The 19,334-nt window shown below is 38.5% G+C and carries 22 protein-coding genes and 3 CRISPR repeat arrays; of the genes, 5 read left to right on the top strand and 17 right to left on the bottom strand.

The window, feature by feature from the left end; translation table 11 throughout:
• From HHA42_RS11490 to HHA42_RS11470, 5 genes are all read left to right on the top strand, one after another.
• The coding region (locus HHA42_RS11490; protein ID WP_168526556.1) for a DUF1887 family CARF protein at nucleotides 1–324 on the top strand (324 nt) is incomplete at its 5' end.
• A gap of 61 nt (nucleotides 325–385) precedes the next feature.
• The gene (csx16, locus tag HHA42_RS11485; protein ID WP_004681129.1) at nucleotides 386–688 is read left to right on the top strand and encodes a CRISPR-associated protein Csx16; all 303 of its coding nucleotides are present in this window, start codon (nucleotides 386–388) and stop codon (nucleotides 686–688) included.
• Nucleotides 689–884: 196 nt separating this feature from the next.
• Nucleotides 885–1,346: direct repeats of the CRISPR family, unit length 37 nt; unit sequence GTCTGAACAGACTTCCCTGTAGATAAGGGATTAAGAC.
• 587 nt (nucleotides 1,347–1,933) lie between these two features.
• Nucleotides 1,934–2,392: a CRISPR direct-repeat array (repeat unit 37 nt; unit sequence GTCTGAACAGACTTCCCTGTAGATAAGGGATTAAGAC).
• Between the two features lie 517 nt (nucleotides 2,393–2,909).
• Complete coding sequence (locus tag HHA42_RS11480) at nucleotides 2,910–3,191, top strand: hypothetical protein (RefSeq protein ID WP_252726323.1); 282 nt, start codon at nucleotides 2,910–2,912, stop codon at nucleotides 3,189–3,191.
• Between the two features lie 109 nt (nucleotides 3,192–3,300).
• Nucleotides 3,301–3,798 (top strand): hypothetical protein, encoded by a 498-nt coding sequence (locus HHA42_RS11475; protein ID WP_004681133.1) that lies wholly within the window; start codon nucleotides 3,301–3,303, stop codon nucleotides 3,796–3,798.
• 16 nt (nucleotides 3,799–3,814) lie between these two features.
• On the top strand, nucleotides 3,815–4,381 hold the full coding sequence (locus tag HHA42_RS11470) for a hypothetical protein (RefSeq protein WP_168526554.1): 567 nt from the start codon (nucleotides 3,815–3,817) through the stop codon (nucleotides 4,379–4,381).
• On the opposite strand, the gene cas6 is transcribed toward HHA42_RS11470, so the two are convergent.
• The 17 genes from cas6 to cas2 (HHA42_RS11390) form a co-directional block, all read right to left on the bottom strand.
• The gene (cas6, locus tag HHA42_RS11465) at nucleotides 4,370–5,278 is read right to left on the bottom strand and encodes a CRISPR system precrRNA processing endoribonuclease RAMP protein Cas6 (protein ID WP_104489075.1); all 909 of its coding nucleotides are present in this window, start codon (nucleotides 5,276–5,278) and stop codon (nucleotides 4,370–4,372) included. The genes HHA42_RS11470 and cas6 overlap by 12 nt on opposite strands.
• Nucleotides 5,279–5,283: 5 nt before the next feature.
• Nucleotides 5,284–6,399 carry a DUF1887 family CARF protein gene (locus tag HHA42_RS11460; protein ID WP_071850511.1) on the bottom strand — a complete coding sequence of 372 codons (1,116 nt, stop codon included), beginning with the start codon at nucleotides 6,397–6,399 and terminating at the stop codon, nucleotides 5,284–5,286.
• Between the two features lie 55 nt (nucleotides 6,400–6,454).
• The gene (gene cmr6 / locus HHA42_RS11455) at nucleotides 6,455–7,618 is read right to left on the bottom strand and encodes a type III-B CRISPR module RAMP protein Cmr6 (protein WP_168526552.1); all 1,164 of its coding nucleotides are present in this window, start codon (nucleotides 7,616–7,618) and stop codon (nucleotides 6,455–6,457) included.
• Nucleotides 7,615–7,968, bottom strand: a complete 354-nt coding sequence (gene cmr5, locus HHA42_RS11450; protein WP_071850513.1) for a type III-B CRISPR module-associated protein Cmr5 — start codon at nucleotides 7,966–7,968, stop codon at nucleotides 7,615–7,617. The genes cmr6 and cmr5 overlap by 4 nt, the downstream gene beginning before the upstream one ends.
• Before the next feature lie 10 nt (nucleotides 7,969–7,978).
• On the bottom strand, nucleotides 7,979–8,860 hold the full coding sequence (gene cmr4, locus HHA42_RS11445) for a type III-B CRISPR module RAMP protein Cmr4 (protein WP_104489071.1): 882 nt from the start codon (nucleotides 8,858–8,860) through the stop codon (nucleotides 7,979–7,981).
• Between the two features lie 29 nt (nucleotides 8,861–8,889).
• The gene (locus HHA42_RS11440; RefSeq protein ID WP_168526550.1) at nucleotides 8,890–10,077 is read right to left on the bottom strand and encodes a type III-B CRISPR module-associated Cmr3 family protein; all 1,188 of its coding nucleotides are present in this window, start codon (nucleotides 10,075–10,077) and stop codon (nucleotides 8,890–8,892) included.
• On the bottom strand, nucleotides 10,074–11,885 hold the full coding sequence (gene cas10 / locus HHA42_RS11435) for a type III-B CRISPR-associated protein Cas10/Cmr2 (protein ID WP_168526548.1): 1,812 nt from the start codon (nucleotides 11,883–11,885) through the stop codon (nucleotides 10,074–10,076). The genes HHA42_RS11440 and cas10 overlap by 4 nt, the downstream gene beginning before the upstream one ends.
• 11 nt (nucleotides 11,886–11,896) lie before the next feature.
• The gene (gene cmr1 / locus HHA42_RS11430; protein WP_168526546.1) at nucleotides 11,897–13,123 is read right to left on the bottom strand and encodes a type III-B CRISPR module RAMP protein Cmr1; all 1,227 of its coding nucleotides are present in this window, start codon (nucleotides 13,121–13,123) and stop codon (nucleotides 11,897–11,899) included.
• An 18-nt stretch (nucleotides 13,124–13,141) separates the two neighbouring features.
• Nucleotides 13,142–14,281: a CRISPR-associated ring nuclease Csm6 gene (csm6, locus tag HHA42_RS11425; RefSeq protein WP_168526544.1), complete on the bottom strand. Its 1,140-nt coding sequence runs from the start codon at nucleotides 14,279–14,281 to the stop codon at nucleotides 13,142–13,144.
• Between the two features lie 27 nt (nucleotides 14,282–14,308).
• Complete coding sequence (locus HHA42_RS11420; protein WP_104489068.1) at nucleotides 14,309–14,941, bottom strand: AAA family ATPase; 633 nt, start codon at nucleotides 14,939–14,941, stop codon at nucleotides 14,309–14,311.
• A 17-nt stretch (nucleotides 14,942–14,958) separates the two neighbouring features.
• Nucleotides 14,959–15,486 (bottom strand): hypothetical protein, encoded by a 528-nt coding sequence (locus HHA42_RS11415; RefSeq protein ID WP_104489067.1) that lies wholly within the window; start codon nucleotides 15,484–15,486, stop codon nucleotides 14,959–14,961.
• Nucleotides 15,487–15,536: 50 nt separating this feature from the next.
• Complete coding sequence (locus HHA42_RS11410; RefSeq protein WP_168526542.1) at nucleotides 15,537–15,935, bottom strand: hypothetical protein; 399 nt, start codon at nucleotides 15,933–15,935, stop codon at nucleotides 15,537–15,539.
• Nucleotides 15,925–16,653, bottom strand: coding sequence for a hypothetical protein (locus HHA42_RS11405; RefSeq protein WP_168526540.1), 729 nt, complete (start codon nucleotides 16,651–16,653; stop codon nucleotides 15,925–15,927). The genes HHA42_RS11410 and HHA42_RS11405 overlap by 11 nt, the downstream gene beginning before the upstream one ends.
• Before the next feature lie 88 nt (nucleotides 16,654–16,741).
• Nucleotides 16,742–17,035, bottom strand: coding sequence for a CRISPR-associated endonuclease Cas2 (cas2, locus tag HHA42_RS11400; protein ID WP_004780541.1), 294 nt, complete (start codon nucleotides 17,033–17,035; stop codon nucleotides 16,742–16,744).
• A 10-nt stretch (nucleotides 17,036–17,045) separates the two neighbouring features.
• Nucleotides 17,046–17,774 carry a CRISPR-associated endonuclease Cas1 gene (gene cas1 / locus HHA42_RS11395; protein ID WP_252726322.1) on the bottom strand — a complete coding sequence of 243 codons (729 nt, stop codon included), beginning with the start codon at nucleotides 17,772–17,774 and terminating at the stop codon, nucleotides 17,046–17,048.
• The gene (locus tag HHA42_RS13535; RefSeq protein WP_252726321.1) at nucleotides 17,746–17,997 is read right to left on the bottom strand and encodes a CRISPR-associated endonuclease Cas1; all 252 of its coding nucleotides are present in this window, start codon (nucleotides 17,995–17,997) and stop codon (nucleotides 17,746–17,748) included. The genes cas1 and HHA42_RS13535 overlap by 29 nt, the downstream gene beginning before the upstream one ends.
• Nucleotides 17,998–18,028: 31 nt before the next feature.
• Entirely contained in the window at nucleotides 18,029–18,289 is a 261-nt protein-coding gene (gene cas2, locus HHA42_RS11390; protein WP_252726324.1) for a CRISPR-associated endonuclease Cas2, read from the bottom strand.
• Between the two features lie 264 nt (nucleotides 18,290–18,553).
• Nucleotides 18,554–19,294: direct repeats of the CRISPR family, unit length 37 nt; unit sequence GTCTGAACAGACTTCCCTGTAGATAAGGGATTAAGAC.
• Nucleotides 19,295–19,334 lie beyond the last annotated feature (40 nt).

The following is a 19,334-nucleotide window of genomic DNA, read 5'->3' as shown; positions in this document are numbered from 1 at the left end:
AAGAAAGATACTCCAAATGAAATGGATGTCATGTTTATTCATCATGCTCATTTATATTGTATAGAATGTAAAACAGCCAAAACGATGGCACATGAACAAGCTAAAGATGTTTTGTATAAATTATCTTCTTTGCAAGATTTTGGTGGAATCAACCAAAAACAAGCAGTTGTTTCGCTATATAGTTTGAAAGATTACAACTTAACTCGTGCCAATAATTCTGAAATTCGCATATTCCAAGAACGTGATTTACTCAATTTAAGTCAGCTTATTTCAGAATGGCTACAGCCTAAATCGATAAATATCAGTCAAGGTATAAGCTTATAAATCATACGTTTGTAGTTGATCTATGGCATGCTTTTACATATTGAATGATGTGGAAAATAAGATGACCGTTTATTTTATTACTCGCCATAAAGGTGCATTAGAATGGGCTAAAGAGGAGCATGTACATTACGATGTGCATGTTACCCATTTAGCAAATTTTGATGAACTGCGTGCTGAAGATACGGTAATCGGGACTTTACCTATTCATTTGGTTGCAGACTTGCATGTGCGAGGTATTCGGTATGTTCATTTATCCATGCATGTGCCTGCACATTTCAGAGGTTTAGAATTAAGCGCACAACAGTTACGCGATTGTCGTATCCGATTGGAGGAATTTTATGTTGTACGCCCTAACCCAGTTTGATCAGCACGCCCATGTATGGGATTACAATTCATGTATTGACATAGTATTCGCACAAAAATTATCACAACATATTGTTTTTTATATTTATAAGAAAAATTGTGAAACATTTTGTCATACAGCAACTTTACTGATACATACTTTGAAATATTTAGCCTCTATAAGTCTTTGCTTTACAAAAGAAAAAAATAGAGGTAGAGTCTGAACAGACTTCCCTGTAGATAAGGGATTAAGACGATTAAGGTAAGAGATGGGTCTCTTCGCTTAGGTCTGAACAGACTTCCCTGTAGATAAGGGATTAAGACTTTTTAATGACAGTACCATTAAGATCAGAGCAGTGTCTGAACAGACTTCCCTGTAGATAAGGGATTAAGACTTTTGCTCGCGATATAACCATAACAAGCAGCAAAGAGGTCTGAACAGACTTCCCTGTAGATAAGGGATTAAGACGCTTGAACATAAGAGTCCAAACGACGAATCACACGTCTGAACAGACTTCCCTGTAGATAAGGGATTAAGACACTTTTGACATGTAATCGGAAATCAAATCAAAGTCTGAACAGACTTCCCTGTAGATAAGGGATTAAGACGCATCGAGTCGTGCGCATAGGCGATTTCGATATCGTCTGAACAGACTTCCCTGTAGATAAGGGATGAACGAGGATCAGCAAAGCACTGCTTTGCCCGAGTGCAAGACGAAAGCTTTGCTTGAGTTAGACGTGAACCCTCGATAGTATCTTTTTTAGATACTTCCCTGTAGATAAGGGATTAAGACGGAGAACCTTTTTGACCTTTAACAACAGACCAACCGTCTGAACAGACTTCCCTGTAGATAAGGGATTAAGACGCCATAAGCGCGTTCAGGTACACTTCATCCTCGGTCTGAACAGACTTCCCTGTAGATAAGGGATTAAGACATTTGTTTGAGTGACGGCTGTGTTGAGTCCTAAAGTCTGAACAGACTTCCCTGTAGATAAGGGATGAGCGAGGAACAGCAAAGCACTGCTTTGCCCGAGTGCAAGACGAAAGCTTCGCTTGAGTTAGACGTGAACCCTCGATAGTATCTGTTTTGGATACTTCCCTGTAGATAAGGGATTAAGACACTTTATCAACAGCGTACAATGCTACTTTAGAGTCTGAACAGACTTCCCTGTAGATAAGGGATGAGCGAGGAACAGCAAAGCACTGCTTTGCCCGAGTGCAAGACGAAAGCTTCGCTTGAGTTAGACGTGAACCCTCGATAGTATCTGTTTTGGATACTTCCCTGTAGATAAGGGATTAAGACTACAACAGGTTCACACGTGGGCTAAAGTACAAGGTCTGAACAGACTTCCCTGTAGATAAGGGATTAAGACGGAACGTAACGAATCTCAGCACCTGGTTTAGCCGTCTGAACAGACTTCCCTGTAGATAAGGGATTAAGACAATAATTGCATGATGTATTCCTTGGTTTGATTAGTCTGAACAGACTTCCCTGTAGATAAGGGATTAAGACTCATTAAGCTGCCCTACTGTAGCTCGAATCACGTCTGAACAGACTTCCCTGTAGATAAGGGATTAAGACAGTGCAGGACGCTGATTAGTTGGTTGCATTCAGCAGGTCTGAACAGACTTCCCTGTAGATAAGGGATTAAGACGAGCGAAACGCTGTGTTTGCAGTGTTGCGTTGGGTCTGAACAGACTTCCCTGTAGATAAGGGATGAACGAGGATCAGCAAAGCACTGCTTTGCCCGAGTGCAAGACGAAAGCTTCGCTTGAGTTACACGTGAACCCTCGATAGTATCTTTTTTAGATACTTCCCTGTAGATAAGGGATTAAGACCAATCATGATGCGTAATTGAATCGGGCTGATCAGTCTGAACAGACTTCCTGAGCCTTTCTGAGAAACACTGTTTCGAAGAAGGCGTAAAATAAGGGATTAAGACGCATCTTGCACACCCTCAAGCGTAGCGCCGTCACGTCTGAACAGACTTCCCTGTAGATAAGGGATGAACGAGGAACAGCAAAGCACTGCTTTGCCCGAGTGCAAGACGAAAGCTTTACTTGAGTTAGACGTGCACCCTCGATAGTATCTTTTAGATTCTTCCCTAAATAAGCAATTTTAAAAGCCATCCAGACACCATCTTGATGGCTTTTTATAAGCTTACGTTTTAAAAATAAATCAAAAATATCTCTTATTCTCTATACACCAAACGAACTAGAGGGTAAGAAAATGACGTGTTATTTGAATTTCGAAGATATTGCATTAGGCTTAAGCGTACATGCCTATAAGCGACGTACACAACGCGGTATACAGCAACAGCATATTGCACACTTATTACGTTTTGGTCGTAAACAATTTCACCGCCATGCGATTTACTACAGCATTGGTCATAAAGAAATAAATAAGTATGCCGATATTTGCCCGATGCTTAAAAATATGAATGGCATGCATTTGGTCACAGCCACCAATGGCAAAGTCCTGACCATGTTCCGCAACCGGGACTTCAGCCTGCTCAAAAAATAAAAACAGGAAAACCATGGATTCTGTATTGTATCCATTGATTATTTACATCCTTTTCAGTTGCTAAATCGCACCATTCATTTGACGTTTAAAAGCGTATGGAGAAATATTAATGAATCCTTTAGTTCCACAAACTGCGGGCTTAATGGCAGTACAAGAAGGCATTAAAGCCGTTAGTAATATGGTGAGTGAAATTGCGCACTATAAACGTGCTGTTGCTGAATTAGAATTTCAACGCAAACAAATGCATGAGCAGTCAAAGATCATACGTGCAGAGATTGAGCTCAATCATAAGAAAGAAATCAAACGTATTGATGCATTATCTAGCGCATTCAAAACTTGCTTAAAACACAATAAGCAATTCATTGCCTTGCAAAAACAACAGCAGGATCATGCCCAAGAGCAATGCATAATGATCTTAAATTTGATTGCACAAGAACAAGATCCAACGAACAAAACGACATTGATGTCAGTGTGGCAACAGATGCTTAAACAAATTGAGTTAAACCGTGAAGAAACCTCACGTTTAAATCAAACACTCATGGATGCGTATCATCAATTTGGTATTGATCTATCTCGTCCACAATTAGATCTAAAAGATGTTGGTTGAACAAAGGGGAAATGAAATGCTACCAATACTCGCAGGTGTTGCTATCGGAGCAGCCGTTCTTTATTTACTTGATGCCGAAACCCAATCACAGCATGATCGTTGGCAACGTAAACGTAGCCAAGTACGTCGTGAAACTGCACAACAACGTGAAAAAATTCAAGCCGCGTTAAAAAGTACAGCAGAATATCAGGAATATAAAAAATACATTGAGATGCATCATGCGTCTAAACAAACTGCAGATCAAGCATTTGAATTATATGCAAGTACAAAAAAAGTGCTGAATGGTTTATATACTCAACTAAAATGCTCAGGAGAGACCATTGGCCAACTCAAACAACAGCGTGAAGAAGCTTCGGGGGCTGAAAAAAAGCAAATTCAACAGATGCTTAGGCAGCAACGTGACATCCATACCCAAATAAAAACAGCAATCGACGCATATAAAGCTGAGAGTGAGAGCTTTTTAAAAGATCTACGTAGCTTAAATGAAGCTACTGCTCAACTTAAACAGCATATACGTTTACATACTGGCAAACCTGGACGTGAATGGTATGCTCGACTTGAACAGCGCCGTTTAGGCACTTAACTGCTCTTCTTGAGTATGTTGCAAAACGTATTGCCCCAAACCAAAGACACTCCCTTTGCCTACATGCAACCATTGCCCTAAATACAAAATATCTGCCAATTGATTAGAGACATGCTGCAGTATCACCTCTCCTAACAAACCATCCATTTGCATTTTTTGCTTTTGACGATTTGACCAACGAGACCAACGTCTGTGATCGACCCGATATTCTCCTTGTACATGATTTACATCGTCAAATAATGATTTCACAAATGCGCTGGACAAACTCTGTTCTGAATATGCTTCCGTTAAGGTGAGATAGCGTCGAACAACAGATCTACAGAAAATAACAGGATCAAAATTTTCTACTGTTAAGATTTCACCATGATGCTGAATGCGCGCATGACTTAAAAATTGTACTCTTAAATTTTCACTTGTTTGCCAATTCAGCTGTGGGCGATCACACAATTCGAAAGAGACAAGTTGTGACTGTGCTTGACCTGTATTGTGGTAACTACCAATTCCTACAGCTAATGCACGTTGCCATGCCATTTGAATCATCATTTGCTGGTTATGTGCAAAGTCACCTACTAAGGTCATATAAAAATAAGCTTCCTGACCTGCTAAAACTTTTGTTGAAAGTGAATGCGCTTCTATCACGAATGGAGGTGCAACATCCTGCAAACGATCTTGCAAAATCAATTTCTGCTTCGCTGGGTCAAAGATACGACGATATAAACAACTCTCAACAGGTTGGCATTTACAATGACCTTTGTTCAAGCCTGCTGTTAAACATGCAATATTTTTCAAGGCATGTCCAAAAGCACCACGTAGCGAGGAGCCTGCATATTCGGGCAATTGGATATTTTGATTGGCTTTAAATTTAATGCGGTAGCGGGAGATTGTAAGATTACACATTCAGTTTATATCGATAAAAGACGTTGTTTGAGTTGCACAATTGCATTCTGCCCTGCAACTACTTGAATGTTATGTTCAGCGGCACGTGTTTTTGCAGCATCAGGTAAATCATATAAAGATACAAAAACTGCTTTTGTATTCAATCCACCAATATCACGTAATGCGCTTAATTTATAAATTGCCTCTGATGCCTGTGTGGCATTTTTCCAATTTACTGTTTTGCACTCAATAATTAAAAGCTGTTGCTGCTGCATCGCCATTACATCGATTTCTTGGTGTGTTTTTGCATGAACCCGCTGAGTGCTTTTCGCAATTTCCACACTCAATGATATGTCTCGAATATTCTCGGCAACCAGCAAACTTGCTGTAAGATATTCAAGCCAGCCTCCTGCAATAAAAGCACGATCCTGCTCGGTTTGCCATTCAATGCTCTTTGCAGTCAATTCAAATAAATCAGTTTCATAGCTTAGATGTGTTAAAAATGACTCTTCGTCATAATCTAACGTAAAATTCTTTAAATCAGATAATTTGGGTTTTGCAGTATGAGCATTTAATTTACTAATGAGTTGACAGGTTTGTTGCCAACGCCCTGCTTTAGAAAGCTCTTGATATATAAGTTTGGTGTATTTTTTATAAGACTGGTGGACTTCATTCAATTTTTGTTTTTTAACCACATCAAACTGATAGCTTTTTAAATATCGCTCTAGGCTAATCTTCGTTCCAATATCAGAAATAATACTTTCATCGTCGAGCCAAATTAGCTGATTAGGGTTTAAGTTTTGATAAAAACATCGAAAGCCATAGCCACTAAAGATTTGATAAGCAGCGATACTCATCAGTTTAGTTCCACCAGTCAGATTTACGACAATTTCATCATCTTGATGTTGTAATAACCATTGCTCATATTGCTGTGTTAAAGACTGCAAACTGTGTTCATTTTCTATCTTTAATACTTCGACTTTTTTACCAATAGCCTTTAACTCTGCAATTAAGTTATCACCCTGCTGACGTTTTTGTGTACTTACCGCTACATAGATTATATCTGGGTTAATTTGCACCGACTCTAAGGGCAAAAGATTAACTGGATTATGATCTGTTGCAGAGCAAAGTAATATTTTCATGTTCTATCTCATAAAAAAGCAATAAAGTTTGAAATACTTTATTGCTATTAGGTCTTTAAGATTTAAATTTATGAATAAACTTAAATGCTTTTTCTTTGTTGCCCGATTGCCCAGACCAAGACATTACTAAACTTTCGTGTTCTGCCCAAGTAATGTCCGCTAATGCTTTACAGTGTTCTTCATTCTCTTTAGTTAAATCGAGAGATTTTAAAAACTTATTTAAATTTTTAGAAAGTGATTCAACTAAATCAGATGCAACCATACTACTAATCTGAAGTCTTAATTTCGCATAAGGGTCATCCGTTGTATCGACACTTTCTGACTGCAAGCTCACAAATCGTTTTTTTAGTGATGTCATTAAAGATTCTAAATCACTAGCAGGTTTAAAATAACCATAACCTGAAGCCCCTTTAGCCCCTATGCCAAACTGATTGAGCATGTTTTCAAGAAGTTGCTTTGCAAAATCGAGCCACTGCTGATTTGCACCCTCAATTACAAAATAGAAGCTCCCTTGTACTGCTAGCTGCTGATTAGGGACAGGAGATTCCATATCAAGTGCTTCGTTTGACTGACCTGCATAATATTTTTGATGATGTACTGTGACAATTTCACCAACAAATGGTTTAGCTTCTTCAGCTGAACTATATTTTCCTTCTTTGGTTAAAGCTGGAATATACCAAGCATCATGCCAAACCAAATAACCAGCGTTTGCTTCAGCATCTTCATCTGCCCCAAATAAAGTATCTAAAATCGGCATCATCGCAACATCAATTTGCGTTTTACCTTTTTCATCTAGAATGACCTTACCATCAGCATCTTTTTGACTAAACAGATTTTCTGCATAAGCGCGTACTGCACCTTTTACAGAAGAACCTGCCAGCATTGGCATACCATAACTATGCTGGGTCGTAACACCTGTTTCAAGCGTTCCACCTAATGCTAAACCCGTCATTAAGCGACCATCAATTGTTGCAGGTAGAGCAGCGAAATTCTGTTTTTGTTGAGTTTGTAATAACCATCGATCAAACGCCAATTGGTATAAATCTGATGGTTTTAGATTGGTAATAACATCTATCAAATCTTTTTTATCTGCTTTGGCTTTATCTGTAGAGTCCCATACACGTAGTCCTCTTTGGATCAGCAAACCCGGATTTGGATCATCATTCGCATGTGTTGCATTTAATAATGGAATGAGTTGGTTACGTACAAGTGCTGTCATGCCTCACCTTCTTTTTTCAATAGGGCTTGTGTATAACGTTTCAACCATGCCGTTGCATCTAAGGTTTGACGAGTCAACAACTGATATTGCCCTATGTCAGAGGCTAGAATATCCGCATGTAAATTTGGGCGATCTAAAATAGTCTGAATGTGCTGTAAGATAATTTTATGCTCAGGCTTATCTTTACCCTTCGCCATTAAAAAGCCAATCGCTTGAGCCAAACCTGATTGCATAACCATGGTTGGAAAGTTAAGTGCCAAGGTACGATATTTAGCTTCAAAATTATCTTTTTGCATTGCTTTCACTAAAGGGAAAGCATCTTCTGCATATTTATGAGTACGAATCTGCATGATTAAATCCTCAGACTTGTGCTTGGTCTAATAAAAGACGACAGAAACCACGCCCTACGGTATGTTTACCGCCTAGCTGTATTGATAATTCTTGTGCTGTTGGTAACAGTTCAGAAAGCTCTTCTGCTGTTTTTTTATTGTCTTTATTTCTGGATGCAGAAATACCAATAACACCCCATAGTACTGTTTCAGCAGGTAAATTTTCTTCAGTCCAGAGTGCACCGTTCATCACAACACGTGTTTCACGATCAATACGAATACGTGTTCGTATTTCAGTTGCGGTATCCGCTAAAAATGAAAAAATATCATCAGGTAAAATCACAAAACGTGCTTTGACCGCATCACGCCATTGTTGATACTGCGCAACAGATTCAGGATATAACTGTGCTGTAATTTGATCTGCCCACTGCGCAGCAAGTCCTGTTGAATATGCTTCAATATCCAAATCTTCTAATGCCATCTTTCCATTAGCGACATATAACGCACTGTCTTCTGTCACGCGTGCCTTATCTGCCTCTAGTTGAGGAATATCTAAATCACTTCCTACATCGCGTTGATATTGACGTAAGATATATGGACATGTTGCGTATGCTACTGTACCTGCAAAAGAACGAATTGGCAGTAATAATAATTGTGCATCACCAAATGCAACTGCACCAGCATGTGTTGCATCAGCGTCTACAGGACCAAATAGTGTTTTAATTTGCTCTTGATTTAAAGATAATTGCGTTTCAGCTTCATCACGTAGTACACCTTTGAGTGCTGAGCCTGCAACAATCGGTAAATTTGTCGCTTTTGCGCGTGCAATCGGTAAGTCAACGATACCCACACCTTGTCCTGTCCCAACATGTAATGCCGATAATGCTTGTAAATGAAAAATACGAGTTTGCATATTTATATTCCTAATGATTTTTAAGTAATTTATTTTGACCAAGCACTAACGATTGCGACACCAAAGCCATCATTTCGATCTTGTGAATGATCTGAAATTGGTTGCGCCCACAATTGTTGCAACGTTTCTTCATCCATCTGAGTCATTAGGCTGAACCAATACACAGCCCCTGCCCCCACAGCTTTACGGGTTGCTTTAGGTTTCCATACTATAGAATCCCAACCCGATACAGGTAACCAGCGATCAATAGCGACCGACTCTAGTTTCACTTCAACATCAGATTGAGGCAGTTTTCCACATAAGGTATTTTGATCCAACCATGCAGGTAAATAGCCATTTTCAAAAACAGCAGGTGTAAGCAAACTTAGACTAAAACCTTTGTTTTGGTTAATTTTTTCGAGCAAATCATCTGAGGGCTTTAGATATTGAGTGGATTTGACTGGTTTAAAGTATGATAAACGTCGCTCTCCACCTAAAGTCGCTAAGTCTTGAGTAAGTTGTTGCTCTGTAAATACAACAAAGCCATAACGTTCATCATCCCACTTTTTACCTGCAATCCGTTGTCCTTGTAATTGATGGTTTAAGTCCAAACTGGCTGTTTGGAAGAGTTTTCCATCTTCACTTGATGCACTAGTAGAATCGATTTTGACATGTGTTCGAATGTCAATAGCTAAGGTTTTTAAACCTGTGGCCTCAATACTTTCAAAGCTAAATTCTTGCCCTTGTTGCCAGCCCAAAAAATGTTCTAAAGTCCAATATGTCACCCCACTTTGAGGCTTACCTTTTAAATTTTTTTGCATCTGTACAGGTAACAAGCCTGTTGGCAAGTCACTACCACAACGTTCAGAATCAAATGCATTTGGTGCTAAACGTACTAAATGTGTTTTTTTATCTTCTCGACTTTCAAAATAAAGTGCATTCGCAGGTTTAGGAACCAAAATTGTATAATCATCTAAATGGTCAGGATTAAAACGAACTAAAAAAGGCCCTTGAGATTGAATACTAAGAATCTTCTGGTAATCCTCATGATTTAAACGCCCTTGATAATCTTGATATTGCCCCGCATGTTGTTCAATCTGCATTGCTCGGATCATCCCCGCTGTTGCAGATGGCAAAGGGAATGTTGCATCTTGCGCAGATGCAACAGATCCAAAAGGTTTTCCTGAACGAAATACTAAAGGTGCAAGTGATTCAATTAAATATGCTTGATTTATCATTGCCCATCTTTCCCTAAATCTTGTTGTGTTTTTGCGGCAAACCAACGTGCGACAATCAACTCATCAGCTAAAGCCTGTAAATTAATTTCAGTCGCACGATTTGTAAGTTTATCGACATGAACCTTCTTAATCTCAGCACCATTTGCAAGTCGGGCTTTTTTTAGCATTAACGTCAGTTCAGCAGTTTGAATATCTTTCTGGATATTTTTGCCAGGTGCAATATTTTTAGTTCTTAAGTCAATCGCACGTGTGTCATATGCTATACGAGATGGAATATCTTTATTCAGATATAAATTTACCCATTCAGCAAAAGCCTGATGCGCTGTTTGATCACTCCAACTAAAGCGAAGTTTCGTTTGGTTGCCAGAACGTACATCTAATAAAATACCCAATGCATTACGTCGCTGATTCGGCTCCGAAATATGATCACCTTTCGCAAACTTTTCAGCTTGGCTGGCATATTCACGTATGACACTAAGTGGTGTTGTATGATGTGCAATAGCAAGCCCCACTGATAATGTTGGTACTTGATCAGCATTTAGTGTTTGTGCAATGGTCTGTAGTTTTTCTTTAAAAGACTCACTTAATGCTTTGGCACAATCATAAGCTCTGTGCAATGGTACAAAACCAAGTACATCATCTCCCCCAGCATAAACACAATGTCCATCATATTTACGCATTTTTTCAGCAACACCACCTGCAAATTCTGACAATGCAACTGTGATTTGTTGATGTGCTTTTTTGTCCTGAGCTTTATCTAAAAGCTCACCCATACGATCGCCATCTGCTAGTAATAGAACACCGTATGCTGATGGTTCACCATATGTTTTCCAAAAAGGTTTTAGCATTTTTAATAACGCATTTAATGCATCATTGAAAGAATCCGCATCTGGATAATTACGTAACTCAGCTTCTAAGCGAGAGCGATACAAAAACTGTGCATCATATGGAAAATCATCATAAACTCCCTGATTACCACGTACACGTGTTGCTAGATCATTTTTCACTAAGCGTTCATAGCACTCTTTTACGTCTACGAATTTTGGATCTAATTTTATTTTTTCGATCCATGCATGTGCTGTAATTCGTGTGAAAGCAGTAAAACGATCCGCTTGTTTTTTTAAACCTAAACGTTTTACGACACCTAAACAATCAAGTTGTTCTGAGGCAGATAACCCTAATTTTGCACGTGTTTGATTACTTAAGGCATGCTTTTTATCTTCCTTTAGAACGGTTTCACGTGCACCATCTAATGAAGATTTTGGAATCATAAATTCCTCAGCATAAGGATTTGCAATAATTTGCGTAAAGTCCCGTGTTGCCTTACGTGCAGCAAGCACCTTAGATGCTAGTGCAACAGCATCACTATAACTTTGCTGATCAGAAATAATCGCCCATGCTGCTTGCACTTCAACATAGTCATTACGCTGCGCATTCCAAATATCTACACGTATTTCAGATGATTTTAAATCTTGATATACCTCTTCGACTTCATCTAAAAAACGCTGTTTTGTTGCTTGTTTCGCTTGTTCGATAACTTCACGCAATTGCTGCTCATTTTCAGCATTGAGGCATACTTGAATTTTGTTACCTACAGAAAAATCTGAGTTTTTTTCCAAACTTGTAAGATCATTACTCGCAATAGCAGGAAAAATCAGTTCTGCTCCATTATTTTTAAGGGATAAAGCACATGCTTTGGCAAGTTCAGATAAAAGTGCTGAACCACTCCATAAATCACGACTTTTACGAGCAGCAGCAATCATGCTCTGCACTGGACCTACGGAAAGAATTACTACATATTCTGTCATTTTATAATCCATTATTTTGCAAAATATTTAAGGAAAGCATCTAATGGATCTGTTCCTTGTTGATCTTGAATTGGGCGAATATGTTGAGCGGTATCACTTTTCCAAACAGCATATGTTTCATTTCGACCAAGTGATACATTCATATTTTTAATATGTTCATATGGTGTGACTAATGCACAACTTGCCCATTCTTTCTCTCCTTTTCCATTTTTACCTAAGTAAAAAGGACGGATAAATAATGGACTTGCTAAACGATCACCATCGATTGGTGCAAGTTGGCTATCCCTAGGCTCACCACGACCAACGAAGTGGAAAATAATGGGCAAGCCAAAAAATGCACGTGGGAAAACATTACCTGCTTGATGCTCAGGTGCATGATTTTCATGGTGAGTTCTTTGAATTCGTCTTAAGGCATCTGGTTCAGGCCAGCGGCTCCGGCCTGGTCGATTAGCTTGTTGTCCTTGATTACGCCCAACATTACGTCCTTGACGAAAATCATTTAATTTTTGAACCGCATATTGTAATTGATTTAGTGCATTTCCCGATTGACCTTTAAGACTCATAGCACAATTTGCAGTTTTTACTTCAGTGTCAGTTAAAGGCTTGCAAATATCTTCAAAATCAGGTGATTGGGAAACATGTATTGCACCTAAACCTTTACGCGTACGAGCTCCTAATCCACCAAAATTGGCCCACCAGCGTAATGTTTCTATCACTTGCTGAATTTTATCTGGATCTTTAAGCAATGCATCAGAAAAAGCAAAATCTAGTTTAAATTGTGCTTTTTCAGTTTTTAAAACTTGGTGACTGATGTCCGGATTAGTTTCATTACTTGCCGGGAACATAACATATGGCAGTCTTAAATCTTGCCAGCTCATTAAATCATGATGTGTTACTTTAGGTTGAGTGACTTTTAAGAATACCTGGCTTGCTCTTCCACCATCATCATCACCTTGCCCACCCCATAACGCAAACTCTGCATCACGGATATTTTTTAAATTACCATTAAAATCCCAAGTGCCATCTTTCTTATTCTTTGCAAGTAAACGCCACCAAAAACGAAGTTGCCCTTTAATGGCACTGACACGAATCGGCATTTTTAAATCTACAGTAGCAGCATCTACTCCACCACCGTACATAGGCGTAACCAATTCACACTCTAAAGTGTGCCACTTTAAAGCCTGAAACTGGTTCAAATTTGGAATTTGAATCTCTCCACAAGGAGTACGTAATCCCATACTATTTCCCTCTATTTTTTAATTTTTAAAGTTATCTATAATCTCAATATTTTCAGCTTGTAAACTCAGATAAAATGGCTTTCCACGATTTTCTTGAGTAATCGAAATTTTTGATGCAAGTTCTAAACCTAAATGCGTCTCTAAGGATTCTTTCAGTTTAGATTTAACACTCTCAAAAAATTTTTTATCGACGTTCAAACCATTATCACTAATATTTTTGAGCTCTGCATAATAGGAAGAAAATTCCTGTGTTAACTCTTTAATTTTTTTGAAATCATCAGGTCCTGCATCTTTACTAGTAATATTTTTATTTGGAGCAATAATGCCTTCTAAACCATTTTTTCGTCGGTCAGCAAACCAATGAAACATGGCAAATTCTCGAGGAGGCAAATCTTTTATCACAAATTTTTCATTTACAATAATTTCGTAACTATGTAGTAAGATTTTTACTCGAACATCATTAAATGATTCATTAATTTTACTGACTACATCACTGAAACTATCATCTGATTTCAATTGATGCTTATCTTTTACCGCCTCTTTTAAACGTACAAATGGAATCTGGGCCAACCACACTTGAGCATCTTTAGAAAGACCGATGGTTTTATTTTCTCGATCAATAATGAAATCGTTTTCATTTTTTGATGGATAGTAGAAATTAATTCCTTTTTCAAATTTTTCATCAACCAACACATGTGACATACGGTCTTGCGCACGTCCATATAGGGATAATGCATAACCTGCATAAAACCCCATGGTTTTACGACCACCTGCAATTGAAACATGCAAGCTCACTTTTTCATCAGAACTAAAATGGCGAATTTTTTCACAAATTAAATTAGCTGCAAATTCATTTTCTTCGGGCGTTCTTAAGTCTTCAAGCTCATTGCCTTCTTGATCAGTAAAACAGTGCAGAAAGTTCTCCTCTAATCTCAAATTAGCAATTTGAGCATATTCGTTTTTCATTCGAGTAAGAATCTTATCCTTGCCCAAAAGTTTATTTTTTACTTCATTTAAACCATAACGTGTACTGATGATATGAACTTCATCTGGAACCCATTGTTCATTATGCTGTGGATCACATGCTAACGCCCAAATCGTTTCTGTAATGATTTGGGGTGTTCCGCCCGTTACAAGTAATAAAATATTTTTTTTCATGATTATCAACCCCAAAGTAAAATAATATTATTGAAATAAATCACATTTTTCCAGTTTTTTTACAACTAAAGCGTAAACATTTTCAAGCAAATCTTCTGGCTTTTGTTTTGCATCAACCAATTGATATTGTAAATCAGCCATACCCAGCTCATTTTTATAACTTAACAGTGTTGTATAAGCTTCTTTTGCTCGCATCAATTGCTCTTCTTGTTCGTCGTGCAAACCATAATTTCTTCCTCTTTGTGCAAGACGTGAAAGCGTAATATCTAACGGTAAATCTAAATACAATACCAAATCAGGCAATGGCACTAGAAATTCTTTTTGACGAATTTGATCCAGATATGGCAACAAACACTTCAGATCATCATGCGGCCAACGTGTTACATAACTCGTTAAAATACTGCGATCACCTAAAACCAGTGATCCATCAAAATCAATTTGAGATGCATGGTAATTTGCACGGGCGGTGTATAAAGAGTCAAGAAAAACATCATCCTGACAATAGTCGGAATATGCTTTTTCCCACCAAATCTCTTTCGGCATTGCTTTGGTCGGTGCGAACATTTGGAAATCAATTCCATCTTGTTGCAACTTCCTTTTTAAATTTTCAAGCAAAGTCGATTTTCCTGTTCCTTTTGTTCCTTCAATTGCAATATACATCTACCCGATTCTCTAATTTAAATATCTGCAAGCAGGCGTGTTTTAAACAACGCCACAACTTCAATATCAAAATGACGCGAGCCTATTTGAACCTCTTCAGCAATATCAGCAACATGAAGATGCATGATTTTTTCTGCTAAGGGTGCGTTATATGCCAAATGCTTGAGTTTGATATTGGTTTCATCAAAACCACGAATTTCCCATATTTCTTCTGTTTCTGAGTCATCCGCTAAATCATAGCGACGTAATTTCACAATACTACCAATTTCAACTTGCTGGACATTACGCATACCATCATGAATATCAATAAATTTGATGACATCTAAACGGTCATTGAGTGTTTTAAGCGTATGGTTCAAATTCGCTTCGAGCTGTTGCATACGATTAAATTCTGGATTGTCATGCCAGCCATCACCTGACAGTTCAAAAGCGACTTGGCGATGATCACGAACTTGGTCGTATTCCTTTTCTTTTTCAGCAATTTTCGCAAGTAAGTTTTCATATCCTATTTGAGTCATAAGAATCGTTTCTGCTAATGTCATCATTACATTACCCTTGTGATTTTTTTAAATTTTGCCTAGTTTTATCGTTGTGATCAGAATTCATAAGCTTGCAGTAATGCTTGAAAAGCATTCACATACTGTTGCAGCTCCTGATCTACATCTGATTCGGGATTCAGCTTTAAACCTTTTTTCAACAAATGCCTTTGTCGAACGACTTCCTCAATATCCCAGTTAGGGAAATGTGACAAACATACCGCTTTCAATGTTTGATGTGGTTGATAATCCGTCAGGTCATATCCATGCTGTAACAGCCATAACGTGATATATCGAAACAGCTGATCATAACGATTTAGATAAGACGACTTTTGCTGACACAACCTAGATAAACTATTCATCTCCTGCCGATAACGTAGTTCCACCTGCTGTTGACTGACAGATTGGATACGCTTCATTTCAAGAAGATCGATAAAAAGACAGTGCTTAGGCAGCATAATCAAACTCCTGTGCCTTTAAATGCTGAAGAAATTGTAAAAGTGCGCCTGCCAACTGATCTTTATTGGCTTTGGGCGGCTGAATATTTGGATCAATTCCTGCATGCATCAGAATTAAGCGTGTTGTGCCTTGTTCGGTTGGGGCACTGCACATCATGGTTGCAACCAATTGATGTCCAGGATTGATAATTCGATGAAGCTTGCCTTTTGGCATGACATAATGATCACCGACTGTGTTCAATTGAACATGATCTAACTGTAATGGCTGACATCCCATTTCGGTTTTAAAAGCAGACCGTTCAGCAGTCGCAGCATGATATTCATATTCTTGAAACACCTGACCTTCTGCATGATCTTTCCAAATCTCACTTTTTAATGAACCTGCCAAGATGAGAGACGAAAAACTCCAGCGGTGATCATGAATATTTTCTTCACATGATTGACCCGCAAACCAAATGTGTAGACGTAATTTATAGCCACGGTCCAACAACACCACTTTAAGAAAGCCATTTCCATGCTGATATGAACGCTGACAAATCTGCTTCAAGCTAGACGTATCTTTTAAAATTGCTTCTAGCAATTCGATCATTTGTGTATTAGAAAAGTGTGAAGCAAGCCAATCAGATAAAGCTGTATTGGCATCCTGATGAACAGCAAAAAACTGATCTAGCTGTGTTGCGTAGCTGTGTAATAAATCTTGTGCTTTAGTCTTCATCATGTGCTTCACCTTGTTCTTATCGTTGGTGAAGCTATTTAATAATTAATTTAGTTTTGGCTCAGATTTCACAAGCTTACAGTGTTATAAATTATAGAGATTGCCCCTGTGGACCTAGCAATTGAATGCCTGAAGGACTTATTCTACCCAACACCACTGCTCGGTGCAGAGGCATGCTTTTATAAAAACGCACATCATCTTCAACAGTAATCATCCTTTCTATCTTTCTGATCAGCTGTTTAAACTCAGTGATACTTAATGCTAAATAGAAGACTGAGTAATTAATTGAAATGCCTTGATTCGACAAGGTCTGATGCACTTTTCTCAAGCGCTTCGGGTGGCAAATATCATAGCTACAAATCCAATGCATTCGCTTTGCTGACATAAGACTTGACTCAACACGGAACACACTGATCAATCGTTTTTGCCCATTGGGATGCATTCATTCGAATATATTTCTTCCATACCTGAAAACGTCGTTCCCATAAAGGATAAAAAATTGCGCGTCCTTCTTTGTTTAAAACACAAGGGTATTGTTCAGATGAGGCAAAATGCACGGGCCTCAATTGCTCATTGAACAGTAATTGCATGACCCATTTTTCAATATCGCATCGTATACGCTCAGTAAGATCACATGCCAAAGAATAACGCCCATGTACTGGTTCATGGTAAAAGCCTAGCATCGGGTCGAGGGCATGCGCAGTTAAAGCACGAGTACATTCGGCATAAATTAAGCTATAAGATAAAGACAGCAGTACATTGATCGGATCTTTGGGTGGTCTACGATTACGGCCTTGGAATTTAGCCCATGCAGGAGCAATGAGTGACATTACATAAAAAACAATCTTAGCACTTGCCCCTTCAAGTCCACGCAACTGTTCAAGACTTTGGCAAGCATTGATCATGGTGATAATCGTTTTAATTCGTTCAATGATCTGTTCTTGTAATTTTGCTTCAATCTGATGTGTTTTGAACCAGTACTTTATTAGTTTAAACTGCTGTATGCTTTGAGCATAGACCAATTGCTTGGCATACCCTAGCCTACGCTCATCTTGATCCAACACCTCAAACTGTTTAATTTTACGATGCACAACTTTACTGGAGGGGGGGAATATACTGTGCATGAGATTCGCAAGTTCTAGGATCAAGAATAATCACTGGAATTCCTCGACTCGCACATGCGAGTAGAACATGACTATGCAATTGAGTTTTAGCGCTTATTACAATAGAAGAAAGATAAGCAAATGCAATAGATAAAGGTTTAGGTAACGAAGGGCTGTGTACTAATATTCTTTCACGATCTATATCGAGTTTTGTATCACGGCGATCTATATATAAAGTTTGCATGATCAATTTGTCCTATATGAAGTATAATAATTTAAGCAATATATAAGCAATGACTTGCAGGGTGCTGTTTAGCTGCACCTAACATGATGCTATCTGGATGATTTGGATAAACTTGTATTAACACAATTCGTTGAAAGTTATCATTTGGCAAAACCGCTAGTTGCTGAATAAGTTGTAGCCTAAAATCTGAGTTCAATCTGCATTCAAATACTGACTTCTGCTGATGAATTCCATACGCACTCAGTATTCGAAATAAAGTGCTTCTACGGCGCGGACAACTCACATCATACATACCAAGATAACTACGCATATCAATCTCACTTTGAGAGGATAGACTGTCACCCTAAACCTAAAAAATGAGATAGTAGATAAAATGCAAGCTTACAAAATACAGGTTGACAACCTTAAAGTCCTAAAACCAACCTATACCATTGATTTTCATATTAATAAGAATAACTGTGAAACATTTTGTCATACAGCAACTTTACTGATACATACTTTGAAATATTTAGCCTCTATAAGCCTTTGCTTTACAAAAGAAAAAAATAGAGGTAGAGTCTGAACAGACTTCCCTGTAGATAAGGGATTAAGACCGCTGTAATGCACGCGAATCAATCATCGGGATATGTCTGAACAGACTTCCCTGTAGATAAGGGATTAAGACTAGCTGCCATTGCTTCTTTCTCCAACTTCAACTGTCTGAACAGACTTCCCTGTAGATAAGGGATTAAGACAGATCGCCTGCTATCTTTATGGTTGTACCATCTGTGTCTGAACAGACTTCCCTGTAGATAAGGGATTAAGACGCTTTTCGTCGGCTTCGTTGCGAGGCTTCAATGTCTGAACAGACTTCCCTGTAGATAAGGGATTAAGACTGTAGTTTTCCTGAGTAGATGTAATCAGCTCCGTAGTCTGAACAGACTTCCCTGTAGATAAGGGATTAAGACTCTTCATATAGTTTTCTATCTCTCAATGTTAATAGTCTGAACAGACTTCCCTGTAGATAAGGGATTAAGACAATCCAAACGCTGCGGACGAATAGACGTCCTAAGTCTGAACAGACTTCCCTGTAGATAAGGGATTAAGACCCAGTAACAGTTGCGAATATCATGTTGAACATTGTCTGAACAGACTTCCCTGTAGATAAGGGATTAAGACGCCAATCAAAAACTCGACATGGTTGTGACCCAGGTCTGAACAGACTTCCCTGTAGATAAGGGATTAAGACGCTATTGAAAAGCAATTTGCATTATCTTCTGAGTCTGAACAGACTTCCCTGTAGATAAGGGATGAACGAGGATCAGCAAAGCACTGCTTTGCCCGAGTGCAAGACGAAA

The sequence above is a fragment of the Acinetobacter sp. A3 genome (assembly GCF_012371415.1).
Classification (GTDB): domain Bacteria; phylum Pseudomonadota; class Gammaproteobacteria; order Pseudomonadales; family Moraxellaceae; genus Acinetobacter.
This window is presented reverse-complemented; position numbering and strand designations above follow the sequence as displayed.